This is a genomic window from Nocardia sp. NPDC006630 (assembly GCF_040611495.1).
GTDB lineage: Bacteria > Actinomycetota > Actinomycetes > Mycobacteriales > Mycobacteriaceae > Nocardia.
This window is the reverse complement of record NZ_JBEXOK010000001.1, coordinates 345888-358783: the sequence shown is the minus strand read 5'-3', so window position 1 is coordinate 358783 and position 12896 is coordinate 345888. Positions and strand designations below refer to the sequence as shown.

Annotated in this window: 13 protein-coding genes; 8 read left to right on the top strand and 5 right to left on the bottom strand. The window is 66.9% G+C overall.

Translation table 11 applies throughout. The features are described 5' to 3' along the window. Positions 1–73: 73 nt before the first annotated feature. The 4 genes from ABZX86_RS01655 to ABZX86_RS01640 all read right to left on the bottom strand — a co-directional run bounded on the left by ABZX86_RS01655 (position 74) and on the right by ABZX86_RS01640 (position 2462). Positions 74–400: a hypothetical protein gene (locus ABZX86_RS01655; RefSeq protein ID WP_355118954.1), complete on the bottom strand. Its 327-nt coding sequence runs from the start codon at positions 398–400 to the stop codon at positions 74–76. 113 nt (positions 401–513) lie between these two features. Beyond that, positions 514–783 carry a hypothetical protein gene (locus ABZX86_RS01650; protein ID WP_355118952.1) on the bottom strand — a complete coding sequence of 90 codons (270 nt, stop codon included), beginning with the start codon at positions 781–783 and terminating at the stop codon, positions 514–516. Positions 784–994: 211 nt separating this feature from the next. Then, the gene (locus tag ABZX86_RS01645; RefSeq protein ID WP_355118950.1) at positions 995–1267 is read right to left on the bottom strand and encodes a hypothetical protein; all 273 of its coding nucleotides are present in this window, start codon (positions 1265–1267) and stop codon (positions 995–997) included. 61 nt (positions 1268–1328) lie between these two features. Further along, entirely contained in the window at positions 1329–2462 is a 1134-nt protein-coding gene (locus ABZX86_RS01640) for a glycerophosphodiester phosphodiesterase (RefSeq protein ID WP_355118948.1), read from the bottom strand. Between the two features lie 85 nt (positions 2463–2547). Here ABZX86_RS01640 and ABZX86_RS01635 point away from each other — a divergent pair, with 85 nt between their 5' ends. The 8 genes from ABZX86_RS01635 to ABZX86_RS01600 all read left to right on the top strand — a co-directional run bounded on the left by ABZX86_RS01635 (position 2548) and on the right by ABZX86_RS01600 (position 12076). Next, positions 2548–3195 (top strand): dTMP kinase, encoded by a 648-nt coding sequence (locus ABZX86_RS01635; protein WP_355118946.1) that lies wholly within the window; start codon positions 2548–2550, stop codon positions 3193–3195. A 77-nt stretch (positions 3196–3272) separates the two neighbouring features. After that, positions 3273–3950 (top strand): MtrAB system response regulator MtrA, encoded by a 678-nt coding sequence (mtrA, locus tag ABZX86_RS01630; protein WP_029931579.1) that lies wholly within the window; start codon positions 3273–3275, stop codon positions 3948–3950. A gap of 41 nt (positions 3951–3991) precedes the next feature. Then, positions 3992–5956, top strand: a complete 1965-nt coding sequence (mtrB, locus tag ABZX86_RS01625) for an MtrAB system histidine kinase MtrB (protein ID WP_355118944.1) — start codon at positions 3992–3994, stop codon at positions 5954–5956. A gap of 161 nt (positions 5957–6117) precedes the next feature. Next, positions 6118–8028: an MtrAB system accessory lipoprotein LpqB gene (lpqB, locus tag ABZX86_RS01620; RefSeq protein WP_355118942.1), complete on the top strand. Its 1911-nt coding sequence runs from the start codon at positions 6118–6120 to the stop codon at positions 8026–8028. A 15-nt stretch (positions 8029–8043) separates the two neighbouring features. Then, the gene (locus ABZX86_RS01615) at positions 8044–8688 is read left to right on the top strand and encodes a ComF family protein (RefSeq protein ID WP_355118940.1); all 645 of its coding nucleotides are present in this window, start codon (positions 8044–8046) and stop codon (positions 8686–8688) included. Between the two features lie 229 nt (positions 8689–8917). Beyond that, entirely contained in the window at positions 8918–9601 is a 684-nt protein-coding gene (raiA, locus tag ABZX86_RS01610; protein WP_355119801.1) for a ribosome-associated translation inhibitor RaiA, read from the top strand. A 245-nt stretch (positions 9602–9846) separates the two neighbouring features. Then, the gene (locus ABZX86_RS01605) at positions 9847–11139 is read left to right on the top strand and encodes an acetyl-CoA C-acyltransferase (protein ID WP_355118938.1); all 1293 of its coding nucleotides are present in this window, start codon (positions 9847–9849) and stop codon (positions 11137–11139) included. A 274-nt stretch (positions 11140–11413) separates the two neighbouring features. Continuing rightward, complete coding sequence (locus ABZX86_RS01600) at positions 11414–12076, top strand: hypothetical protein (protein ID WP_355118936.1); 663 nt, start codon at positions 11414–11416, stop codon at positions 12074–12076. Positions 12077–12155: 79 nt separating this feature from the next. Here the strand turns inward: ABZX86_RS01600 and bluB are convergent, their stop codons facing one another. Next, positions 12156–12782 carry a 5,6-dimethylbenzimidazole synthase gene (gene bluB / locus ABZX86_RS01595; protein ID WP_355119799.1) on the bottom strand — a complete coding sequence of 209 codons (627 nt, stop codon included), beginning with the start codon at positions 12780–12782 and terminating at the stop codon, positions 12156–12158. Positions 12783–12896: the final 114 nt, after the last annotated feature.

Genomic DNA, 12896 nt, shown 5'->3' with positions numbered 1-12896 from the left:
GTCACCCACTGGGTGACCGGCCGATCCTTTTGCCGCAGTTCCCGACTGGAGCCGCTGCGTGCCCGCTCGGCTGTTACGGGCGGGGGAGTCCGGGACAGGGATTGGTCCCGGCGCTGCCCGGTATCGCACCGAGGGAGCCCGTGGCGGGCAGGGCCACACCCGGGCAGACGGTGATCATCCTGAGTTGCCCGGCGACCTGGGCGGGTACGGCCGGGCCGAGGCTGAGTGATCCGGAGGAAGACCCGGTGCCGGGATCGGTGGTGGTCGCGATGGGGGCTGCGGGCTCGGCCGGCTGGAGGGCGAGCGGCGCGGCTTGCGCGGTTCCGGCGGACAGTGCGGCGAGGGCGAACCCGGCGATGGCTATTCGGGAGAAATACTGTGTGACAGTGGTTTTCGACATGTGCTCTCCTTGCAGGGGGAGTGGTGCGTCGCACTGTACAGTTTTGTGAGGCGCAAGTACTTCAAATTGCGCCACCAATTTCGCGGCCAGCGGTGGGGCGTACCGCTATCGGACTACGGGATGGGTGTACTCCGTGCGTCGCACCATCCGGGGAAAAAACTGCCCAGTATGCATCTTGCTATGCCGCTGGAACCGGCGGCTATGCCGCTGGAGCCGGAGGCGGCGGAGTTGCCGGAACCGGTTGTGTCCGCGACAGTGGCTGCGGGCGCGGCGGTCTGGAAGGGGAGTGGTGCGGCCTGTGCCGTACCGGCGGACAGTGTCGCGAGCGCGAATCCGGCGAGGGCTATTCGGGAGAGATGTTGTGTGACAGTGGTTTTCGACATGTCTGCTCCTTGCGGGGGGAGTGTTCCGTCGCACTGTACCTATTTGTGAAGTGTGTCTGAGTCAAATTGTGGGCCCCAGTTTTGCGGGCATTCACACCCGGAAAGGCCGTGCCGCGCACGCGTCCGCACCGAATCTCTCGGCACAGCAACGGCCGCCGAGCGCGGTGTGCGATCGGCGGCCGGAGTGGCGGTGGGGCGTACCGCTAGGGGGTTACTTGAGGCAGATGTCGATCAGGGGGATCCACTTGCCGCCCTGCAGGGTGCACAGGCCGGCATTGATCAGCTCGCTCGCGCTCGATCCGGTGCCGCCGACATTGCTGGAACCCGAGCCGCCGGAGCCGGAGTCGGCGGGGGAGGCGACGGGGGCGGCGGGGTCCACGGTGACCGGGGCGGCGGTGGCGGTGCCGGCCGCGGCGATCGCGGCGGTGATGGCGAAGGCGCCGATGGCTGCGCGCGGGATAGCGTGGGCGAGGGGGTTTTTCATCAGGTGTGCTCCTTGCAGGTGACAGTGCGTCGGACCCTACAAGGGATGAAGAGTGTGTGTTTCAGTTTTCGTGGAATGCCGGCGGCAGCGGATAACCCTTCTCCTGCATCACTGCGCGTGCCCGGTCCGGATAGTCGGTGATGATGCCGTCCACGCCCTGATCGAGAACCTGGGCGATGGCCTGCTGGTCGTTGACCGTCCACGGGATGACCTTGATGCCCAGCGCGTGTGCGCGGGTGACATAGGCGTCGGTCGCGGTCAGCCGGAAGCCGGGGTCGCCGGGCTGGGATTTGCTGTCCGACGGGGTGAGAAAGCTGGGGGAGGAGATATTCGCACCCAGGGCTTTGATCGCCGCCAGCGGATCATCGGGATGGTCCTCGTAGCGGACTGGGCCGAGCCACTTGCTGCCGGGCGTGAAGGTGGTGTCGTCGTAGAGGGCCACGGTCGGAATGCCGGGGTTCGCGGCCCGCACCAGGGGCAGGCTGCTCCAGTCGAAACTCTGGATCTCGACCTTGTCGGTGGCGCCGGCATCGCTGATCGCGCCGAGGATGACGTCGACGAATTCCGCAGGGGCGGCGGACTGTTCGGGATGTTCGGCCTCGATCTTGGTCTCGATGTTGTAGCGCAGCGTGCCGAATGCGCCCGGATAGCGCTTGACCAGATCGAAGACCTGGGGCAATCCGGCGATCTTGTTGCCCGGAAGTGGCTGGGCGTCAGGGAAATCCGTCAGCTTCTTACCGCAGTCGAGGGTGTGCACCTGATCGAAGGTCAGATCGTGGACCACCTTGCCGACATACGGATACTGCGGATCGTCCGGGAATGCGGGGGCGGTGTCGGCGCACTTCTCCGGCAGGATCTTCGGGTCGTGCCAGACGAGCGGGACCTTGTCCGCGGTCAGCACGATATCGAGTTCGAGGGTGGAAACGCCCAGTTCGATGGACTTGGCGAATCCGGGCAGCGATTCCTCGGCGGTCAATCCGCGGCCGCCGCGATGGGCCTGCAGATCGAAGGCGCGCTTCACATCGGCATGCGGGCCCGCGCTCGTCGAGGTGGAGTCGCCGGTACCGGTATCGGAATTACTGCTGCAGGCCGTCGATCCGAGGGCGGCAATCGCCACTCCCACGACCGCGATAGTCCTTCTGACGTGCTTCGAACTCGGTGCGAAGAAGGTCATGGCGCGGAGCATAGCAATCATTCGGTTAATGCGAATTGGGCGAATTGAGTGGCGCCGCACTCACCGGCCGAGCCCGCACCCGCGGGCATTCGGTACTCTCGCGACCATGGGTGCGCTGATTCCGGTAGAAGGGCTCGACGGTGCGGGTAAACGCACGCTGACCGATGCCGTCGTCGCCGATCTGCGCGCCCGCGGCCTGCGCATCGCCACCCTGGCCTTCCCGCGCTACGGCGTCTCCGTGCACGCGGATCTGGCCGCCGAGGCGCTGCGCGGCGGGCACGGCGATGTGGCCGCCTCGGTGAATGCCATGGCGCTGCTGTTCGCACTGGATCGGGCCGATGCCCGCGACGAACTCTCGAAATTGCTGGCGGACAACGACATCGTGCTATTGGACCGCTACGTCGCCTCCAATGCCGCCTACTCCGCGGCCCGGGTGCATCAGGATGCGCACGGCGAAATCGTGGCCTGGATAGCCGAATTGGAGTTCGCCCGCTTCGAACTGCCTGCCCCAAATGTGCAGATTCTCCTGGATGTCCCAGTTGCTGTGGCAGCGGAACGCGCCCGGCTGCGCGGCGAATCGGATTCGTCTCGCGCACTCGATGCCTACGAAAAAGACGGCGGTCTGCAAAGCCGCACCGGAACCGTCTACCGTGAGCTAGCCGAAATCAACTGGCACGGACCGTGGTGGGTACATCGGAGCGATGACGATCCGGCAACACTTGCCGCGCGGCTCGCGGAATACGTTGCTGGATAGGGTTGGATGTGCGCCGACAGGTCACGAGTGTTGGCGTGGCGGCCTGATTGGAGCCGGAGAGGTGACAACATAGTCTTATGAAGCCCAAGATTCTGGTCGTCGACGACGATATGGCTCTCGCTGAGATGCTCACGATCGTCTTGCGGGGTGAGGGATTCGACCCTCACGTCGTCGGTGACGGCACGCAGGCGCTGACCGCGGTCCGGGAGCTGCGCCCGGATCTCGTGTTGCTGGATCTCATGCTGCCCGGCATGAACGGTATCGATGTCTGCCGGGTGCTGCGAGCCGATTCGGGAGTGCCCATCGTAATGCTGACGGCGAAGACCGATACGGTCGACGTCGTCCTGGGGTTGGAGTCTGGCGCCGACGATTACATCGTCAAGCCGTTCAAGCCGAAAGAACTCGTTGCTCGTGTGCGGGCCCGCCTGCGCCGCACCGAGGAAGAGCCACAGGAACTGCTGTCCATCGCGGACATCGTCATCGACGTGCCTGCGCACAAGGTGACCCGCGGCGGTCAGCAGATCTCGCTGACTCCACTGGAATTCGATCTGCTGGTCGCACTTGCTCGCAAGCCGCGCCAGGTGTTCACCCGTGAGGTGCTCCTCGAACAGGTCTGGGGCTACCGGCATGCCGCCGATACCCGCCTGGTCAATGTGCACGTACAGCGGTTGCGCGCCAAGGTGGAGAAGGATCCCGAGAACCCGGAGATCGTGCTCACCGTGCGCGGGGTGGGTTACAAGGCCGGACCGCCGTGATCGCTGGCTCCAGAAACCGCCTTCAGCGGTCGCTGGCAGTGATGGTGGCCTGGTTTCGCACCGTAGGTGAGCGACTGGGCCACGTCTGGCGTGGTTCTCTGCAACTGCGCGTTGTCGTGTCCACCCTGACCCTGTCGTTGATCGTGATCACGATTCTCGGAGTCGTGCTCACATCGCAGATCACCGACAGGCTCCTGGACGCGAAGATCAATGCGGCCGTCGAGGAGATGGGCCGTGCCCGTAATACGGTGCAGGCCACCTTGACGGGCGTGCACGACTCCAGCACCCAGCTGGCTCGACTGGAGGATGCCCGCCGCGCCCTGGCCGGGGGCGGCGGCTCCCAATCCGGCGGCGCCGCGGGCAGTTACGACTCCGCGCTGGCCATGGTCGGCGACTCCCAATCCGAGCTCAATGCCGGGCCGATCCAGGAAATCCCGCCGGAGCTGCGGCATTTCGTGCAGGAGCGCCAGGTCAGCTACCAGTTCGCGACGGTGTCCGATCCGGACGGCTATCGCGGCTCGGCGCTGATCATCGGCAGCCCCGCCGCCGACATACCCACGCTCGAGATCTATCTGATCTTCCCGCTCACCAATGAGCAACGCTCGCTGGGACTTATGCGCGGCACCATGCTCATCGGCGGCATCGTGCTGCTGGTGCTGCTCGCCGCCATCACCGCCCTGGTGACACGACAGGTGGTGCTGCCCATTCGATCCGCGGCGCGCATCGCCTCGCGCTTCGCCGACGGACGACTCAAAGAGCGCATGCTCGTGCGCGGTGAGGACGACATGGCCAGGCTGGCCATGTCGTTCAATGAGATGGCCGAATCTCTGTCCAACCAGATCACCCAACTCGAAGAGTTCGGAAATCTGCAGCGCCGCTTCACCTCCGACGTCAGCCATGAGCTGCGCACGCCACTGACCACCGTCCGCATGGCCGCCGATCTCATCCACGGTTCCAGCGACGACCTGGATCCGGCGCTGGCGCGCTCGGCCGAACTGCTGGTGAACGAACTCGACCGCTTCGAGGGACTGCTCAACGATCTGCTCGAGATCAGCCGCCACGACGCGGGTGTGGCCGAGCTGCAGGTGGAATCGCTCGATGTGCGTATGTGCGCGCGGGCGGCCGTATCCACCGTGCGCCATCTGGCCAAGGAGTCGGGCGTCGAGCTGGTTGTCGATATGCCCGAGGAACCCCTTGTCGCCGAGGTGGATCCGCGCCGCGTCGAGCGGGTGCTGCGCAATCTGCTCGCCAATGCCATCGACCACAGCGAGGGCAAGCCGGTCCTCATGCGCATGCGCGGCGACACCGACGCCAATGCCGTCGCCATCATCGTGCGCGATCAGGGTGTGGGCCTGCGGCCCGGTGAAGAGAAACTGGTCTTCAACCGGTTCTGGCGTTCGGACCCCTCGCGCATGCGGCGCAGCGGCGGAACGGGTTTGGGCCTGTCCATCAGCGTCGAGGACGCGAACCTGCACGAGGGCAAACTCGAGGCCTGGGGCGAGATCGGCGTCGGCGCCAGCTTCCGGCTGACCCTGCCGCTGGTGCGCACCCGCAAACTCGGCCAGAGCCCACTGCCCTTGGAACCGCCCAAGACTCGCGGCGGCATCACCGCCGAACAGCTCGCCCTCGATATCGGCACCGTCGACTCCGGCACGCCCGAAATCGATCCCCTCCCCGCCGAATACGAACTCGCCGTCGCGGAACCCCCTGCCGCGGTGACGGACTACGAACTCGCCGTCGCAGACCCGCCCGCGGGCGTCACGGAGTACGAACTGGCCGTCGCGGACCCGCCTGCCGGAGTCACGGAGTACGAACTGGCCGTGGCGGATCCGCCCGCAGGCGTGCCGGAGTACGAGCTCGCGGTCGCGGATCCCCCCACCGGCCGTCACAAGCCGGCGACCGTGGATCCGCAGCCCGCCGAATCCGAGCCCAGCGCACCGGATTCCGAGAATCCCGAAGATCCCGATCACACCGCGCGCACCGATTCACGGGACGGAGGGTCGTGAGGAAACGGAACCCACTGATTTCGCGAGATGTGGGTAACTCCCCAGCCGCCTCACGACTGGGCCCGATTCCGAACCGCCGGTCCGCGACGGCGGTCTCGCCGCGCCCGGCGTCCGGCAAAAGGTTCGGAGAGGCGGAAAAGTACCCACTGATTTCGCGAGATGTGGGTAACTCCCCAGCCACCTCACGGCTGGGCCCGATTCCCAACCGCCGGTCCGCGACGGCGGTCTCGCCGCGCCCGGCGTCCGGCAAAAGGCGCGGAGGGGCGGGACTGCTGGCCCGGGCGATCGTGGTACTCGGCTGTCTGGTGGGCCTCACCGCATGTGCGAATCTTCCGGATTCGTCGGCGCCGCAGGCATTGGGCACGCTGGACCATCAGCCCAGTAGTTCCGGTCCGACGCCGCCCATTTCGGGTCGTGAACCGGATCAGCTGCTGCGCGATTTTCTGCAGGCGACCTCCGATCCGACCAACCGGCATCAGACCGCGCGGCAGTACCTTTCGCCCGCCGCCAATGTGCGCTGGGACGACGCGGCGGGCACCACCATCGTCGATCGCCCGGACACGCTGCGGGAATCGCGCACCTCCGATACCGCCACCTACGTGATCCGGGCTCGCAAGATCGGCGAGCTCGCCGCCGACGGCGCCTATCGCGCCAGCGACGGCACCCTGGAGAACAAGGTCGAAATGGTGAAGGTCGACGGTGAATGGCGGGTCGACGATCTGCCGGCCGGCGTCCTCATCGAACAGACCGCGTTCGCCAAGTCCTACAAGCGGTATTCGCTGTTCTTCCCCAACCTGGCCGGTATGGCCATGGTCCCCGATCTGCGCTGGATCTCCGCGCGCAAAGATCAACTGTCGCAACGACTACTGGGCCTGCTCGGCGAGGGCACCCAGCAGGCGCTGGCCTCCGCGGTGCGCAATCCGCTCTCCGGCGGGGTGACCCTGCGCGGGCCGATCACCAAGGCCAATGGCGAGACCGACAATGTCGGCGTCGGCGCGGGCGGCGTCCAGATCGACTTCGCGGGAGCGTCCGCACTGGATCCGAAGGCCAAGGAGCTCTTGGCAACCCAGGTGGTGCTCACCCTCGCCGGCGCCGAAATCCTCGGACCGTACATGCTGCTGGCCGACGGCAAACCGCTCGACGACCGCTACGCCGCCACCGGCTGGAACCGGTCCGACGTGGAAGCCATGAGCCCGGATGCCATCGCGCAGAACAAGGCCGGACTGCACGCGGTGCGCGACGGCTCACTGGTGGCCGTCACCGACAGCGGCATCACCGCGGCCCCGGGCTTCTTCGGCAGCACCCACACCCTGCAGTCGGTGGCGCTGTCGCCGGACGGGCAACTGGTCGCCGCGGTCGCCAACTCGGGCCGTCCCGCACCGGAGCCGGAGCGCACGCTCATCATCGGCACCTATGACGGCCAGGGCTTCCCGGTCGCCACCGGCGGCACCTTCACCCGCCCGTCCTGGCCCGCCGACGGCACCTCCGCGTGGGCGGTGGTCGACGGGGACCGGGTGATCCGGGCGGTGCACGACCGCAGCACCGGCAATGTGTCGGTGCAGGATGTGGACATCTCCGAATTGCAGGCGGCGGCGGCCAATTCGAGTTCGAACTCCGCCCAGCCGCCGCGCGGGCCGATCACCGAACTGCGCATCTCACCGTCCGGAGCGCGGGCGGCGCTGATCGCCAACGGCAAGGTGTACGTGGTGGTCGTGGCCCCGCAGGCCGGTGGCAGCGGCAAGTTCTCGCTGAGCTCGCCACTGCCCCTGGCGGTCGGTCTGAGCACCGCCGCGGTGTCGGTGGACTGGCAGAGCGATGAGCGTGTCATTGTCACGCGAGAGGGCAATGTGGACCCCGTCGCGGGCGTCCTGGTGGACGGCTCCGGCTTCCAGCCGCAGAGCACGCAGAACCTCACTCCGCCGGTCCGGGTCGTCAGCGTTTCGCCGGACCACGAGTACATCGCCGACTCCCGCGCGGTCCTGGAACTGACCCGCAATCCCGAAGGCGGCGAATACTACTGGCGCGAAGTTCCCGGTCTCGGGAGCAATGCGGTGCCGGTGCTGCCGGGCTAGGCGCACACTGGATCGATGGGGGAGCTGCTGGACCTGATCCTGCCGCGCGTCTGCGGCGGATGCGGAGTGAGCGGAACCAGCTGGTGTGCCGACTGTGCCGATGCGCTGTCCGGTCCGCCGATCCGGCTGCGCCCGCGCGCCGATCCCGGGGTGCCGTGCTGGGCGCTCGCGCCCTACCGGGGCGCGCCGCGGCGCGCGGTGCTGGCCGCCAAGGAACAGCGACGCGCCGATCTGGCGCCCTCGATAGGGGTGGCCCTGGCCAGGGGGCTGGATCATTTGCGGGACGGCACGCGGCCGCTGATTCTGGTTCCCGCACCCAGCCGTAGAGTGGCGGCGCGACGTCGCGGCGGTGATCCGGTGGTGCGTGCCGCGCACATCGCGGCGAGTTGGCTGCCCGATTGCCGGCTGGTTCGAATACTGGCCATGCGCCCTGGTGTGCGCGATTCGGTGGGTCTGAGCAGGAGCGACCGCCAGCACAATCTGCACGGCCGGATCATCGTGGCCCCGGGCTGCCCGGAACCCGCCCTGTTTCCGGCAAATGCCGAGGTAGTCCTTATTGATGACGTGTTGACCACGGGGGCGACGGTGTGCGAATCGGTGCGTGCGCTACGCGGTGCCCGAGTGACGGTTCGTGCCGCGCTGGTTACGTGCCACGCTTGATTCTTCGAAATTTGCGTGAACACTGGCGGACAGGTCGCTGGCGTATTAGCGTCGGTTTCCAGACACCCGGACTAAGAGTTTGGAGGTGGCGCCTCGGACATCAGTGCCGAGCGATCTCTTCGATCGGCACACGTTTCAATCCCGCCGCACGAGCGGTTTGTGCGGCCAGATCCGGGAGGTACGCGTGACGACTTCTTCACGACCTTCAGCGAAGTCTGCAGACACCTCGGTGCTGCTGGATGATGAATTCATCCCCGACGATCAATCCACCGTGCTCGGCCAGGCGGCGGAAATCGTGGTCAAGGGACGAACCCTCGGCGAGGGTGGCGTTCCAGAACATTTCCGAAACCACGTGTCGGAGAAGCTTTCTCGCCTGGAGCGCTTCGATCCCACCATCTATCTGTTCGACGTGGAACTCACGCACGAACGCAACCGTCGTCAACGCAAGAACTGCCAGCGGATCGAGATCACCGCTCGCGGCAAGGGTCCGGTCGTCCGGGCCGAAGCCTGCGCGGACAGCTTCTACGCCGCCTTGGAGCTGGCGGTGGAGCGGCTGGAGAGCCGGTTACGCCGGCTCAAGGACCGTCGTCGCGTACATCATGGGGACAAGACACCGATCTCGGTGTCCGAAGCGACGGCCGGCCTGATCGACGATTCGCTGTTCATGTCACCGAACGGGTCGTCCGGCGCACATGACCACGCGGCCGAGGAGCAGGACGGCGAAACCGCCGGACCTGGTCATGTCGTCCGCACCAAGACCCATCCCGCCATCCCCATGACGATCGATGACGCCCTCTACCAGATGGAGCTCGTCGGTCACGATTTCTTCCTGTTCCAGGACAAGGAGACCGACCGACCGTCGGTCGTCTACCGTCGCCACGCCTTCGACTACGGCATCATCCGTCTCGCATAAAGTGGCTATTCGCTAGAACATCCTCTCGACCGGGGCTTTACCAGAGCCCCGGTCGCCCTGTGTCATGGCGGCGGTGGCCGTAGGTCGCTTGCTGTTACATCTCGTATCAGATACAACTGATTTCGTGAGTATTCGGGTAACTCCTGGGGTACCCCCAGAACTCGGCCAGGTCGGCGACCGCCGGTCGGCAACGCAGGTTTCGGGGCTCTCAGTGGCCCGCCAAAGTTTCGGGGAGGCGGTCTAGCGTGGCTACCAAGGGTGCTCGCCGTGCTGTCATCGTGTCCGGTGTGCGGACGCCGTTCGTCCGGGCGTTCGGTGACTACACGCGAATGGATTCCATCGACCTCGCCGATACGGCTGTGCGCGGGCTGCTCGAGCGGACCGGATTGCCGAAGGGGGAGGTGCAGGCCATTGTGTGGGGCGGGGTGATTCTCCCCAGTGGCGCACCGAATATCGCGCGTGAGATCGCGCTGGATCTCCAATTGGACCCGGGCTGTGAGGGTTACACCGTCACTCGCGCCTGCGCGTCCGGTTTGCAGGCCATCACCTCCGCCGTCGCGGCCATCGAGCGCGGCGAATACGACATCATGATCGCCGGAGGCAGCGACTCCACCAGCAATGCCGAGGTGAAGCTGCCGCAGAAGATCGTGCACGCCGCCGCGCCGCTGGCGCTGGGTAAGCCGAAGGCGAAGGACTACCTCTCGGCCGCAGCGCAATTGGCGCCGTTCATCGATCTGGTGCCGCGCCGTCCGAAGATCGAGGAGCGGACCACCGGCGAGGTCATGGGTGAGTCCGCCGAGAAAATGGCGCGCATCCACGGTATTTCGCGTGCCGCACAGGATGAGTTCGCGGCCCGCTCGCATCACCGTGCCGCCGCGGCCATCGAATCCGGGCGGTTCGACAGCGAAGTGCTCTCGGTGACCACCCCCGAGGGCAAGGTCGTCGATCGTGACGGCCTGGTGCGGCCCGGCACCAGCGTCGGGAAACTGTCCACGCTCGCACCGGTTTTCGCCAAGGGCGGCACCGTCACCGCCGGCAATGCCAGCCCGCTCACCGACGGCGGCTCGGCGGTCCTGCTCATGAGCGAGGAGAAGGCCCGCGCCCTCGGCTTCGAACCCCTGGCGGCCTTCCGCTCCTGGAGTTTTGTCAGCGTCGACCCGCGCGACCAGGTTCTCATCGGCCCCGCCATCTCCATGCCCCGCGCCCTCGACAAGGCCGGATTGTCCTTGGCCGACATCGATTTCGTCGATATCCACGAGGCTTTCGCCGCCCAGACCCTGTCCGTCGTCTCGGCCCTGGCCAGCGACGAATGGGCCAAGACCCGCCTCGACCGGGATACCGCCGTAGGCGAAATCGACCCCGCCACTTTGAATGTGCACGGCGGCTCGGTCTCCCTCGGCCACCCCTTCGGCGCGACCGGCGCGCGCATGGTCACCACCATGGCCAATGAACTCGCGCGCTCCGGCAAATCCACCGCCCTGCTCGGCATCTGCGCCGCGGGCGGCATCGGCGCCTCCGCGGTTCTCGAGCGCGTCTAGGCCCCTACCCAGTTTCTTCCGGCCCGCCGCATGCGAATCAGCATGCGGCGGGCTTTTCGATATCTGATCCGGGGCACCGTGCCCCGGGTCACTTTCATGCGGATTGTGTTGCGTGACGCAATTTTCCGAATCGGTGAGTCGGGAGTCTTTGTGGTCCACATCATGGCTGGTCAAGCGGTATTTCAATAGTTTCTGAGATGAAACTGAACAATTGACCAGATGGCTTGCCTTCCGCGGGCGAACGGCCATCGCCGGAGATGAAGGATTGATTCACGTGCGTATCCGCAAGGCTCTCTACACCAGTGCCATCGCTCTTCCCGTCGCCGCCGGCGTGATCCTCGCGGGCGCCGGCACCGCGAGTGCCGCGACCGTCGACCAGCCGCAACCCGCCGCCGCGGTCAGCGACATTCCGCGTGATCCCACGACCGGCATCCCGGTCCAGACTTTGAGCAGCATGGGCGCCGCCGCCGGGACCGGCGCGCTCATCGGCGCCGGTGTCGGCGCGGTCGCGGGCGGCGTCGCCGGTGGAGTTGTCGGACTCCCGACCGGTGTGGTCGGCGCCGCGATCGGCGCACCCGTCGGGGCGGCAGCCGGAGCCGTTGTCGGCCCGGCGGCGGGCGTGGTCGTCGGTGGTGTTGCGGGAGCACTCCCCGGCGCAGTCGTCGGTGGCATCGCGGGTCTGCCCGCAGGTCCCGCCGGGGTGGTCGCCGGAGCCATTGCCGGTGGTACCGCGGGAGTGGCCGCCGGCGCTGGTGTCGGTGCGGCCCTCGGTGAGGCCGCGGGCGTCCCCGTCGGCACGGTGACGGGTGGCGCACTCGGCTTCGCCGCCGGTGAAGCCATCCCCGTCGCGATCGGCGCAGCGGGTGGCGCGGCGATCGGCGCGGGCATCGGCGCGGCGGCGGGCGCGGGCTCGGCCTATGCCGCAGGCGCGCACTGATTCTCGGCCACCGCGCGTGGAGATCACGCGGCCGCGCGCTCGAAACCCCCGAATGCCATTGCAGGCGCGGGGGTTTCGGTCATTCGGAAGGGGTGAAGCGCTCCCAGTGGACGGCGGATTCGAGGGGGCGGCGGGTGCGCCAGCCGAAGCGTTCCAGATCGGGGATCTGCTGGAATTCGTCGACGGGGCCGACACAGAGCCAGGCGACCGGTTTGATGTGGTCGGGGAGGTCGAGCAGATCGGCGAGGACCGGGGTGTCATAGAAGCTCACCCAGCCGACGCCCACGCCCTCGGCGGTGGCGGCCAGCCAGAGATTCTGGATCGCCAGAATGGTGGAGTAGATGCCGGTTTCGGGAACCGTCGCGCGGCCCAGCACATGGGTGCCGCCGCGCGCCTGATTGTGGGTGACCACGATCCCGGTGCCGGATTCGGTAATGCCCTCGATCTTGATCGGGTTGAAGGTCTCGGAGCGGTCCGAAGGCAGCGCCTCCTGGAATTCGCGGCGCTTGCCGGCGACATGATCGGCGAACTTCGACAGCATGGCCGGATCACGAATGACGATGAAATCCCACGGCATCGAATTGCCGACGCTGGGCGCCCGATGCGCGGCATCGAGAATGCGCAACAGCGTGGTGTCGTCCACGACCTCTCCGGTGAACTCCGCGCGCACATCGCGGCGCAGGCGGATGGCGTCGTAGACGCTCAGACATTCATCAGGGGCGATCGGACCTTCAGCACACACGGCGTCCAGTGAACCAGGCCCCGCCGCGGCCCTACCTGGCAGCCCGCCCAATAGATGCCGCCCGGTACGCCGAAGCGC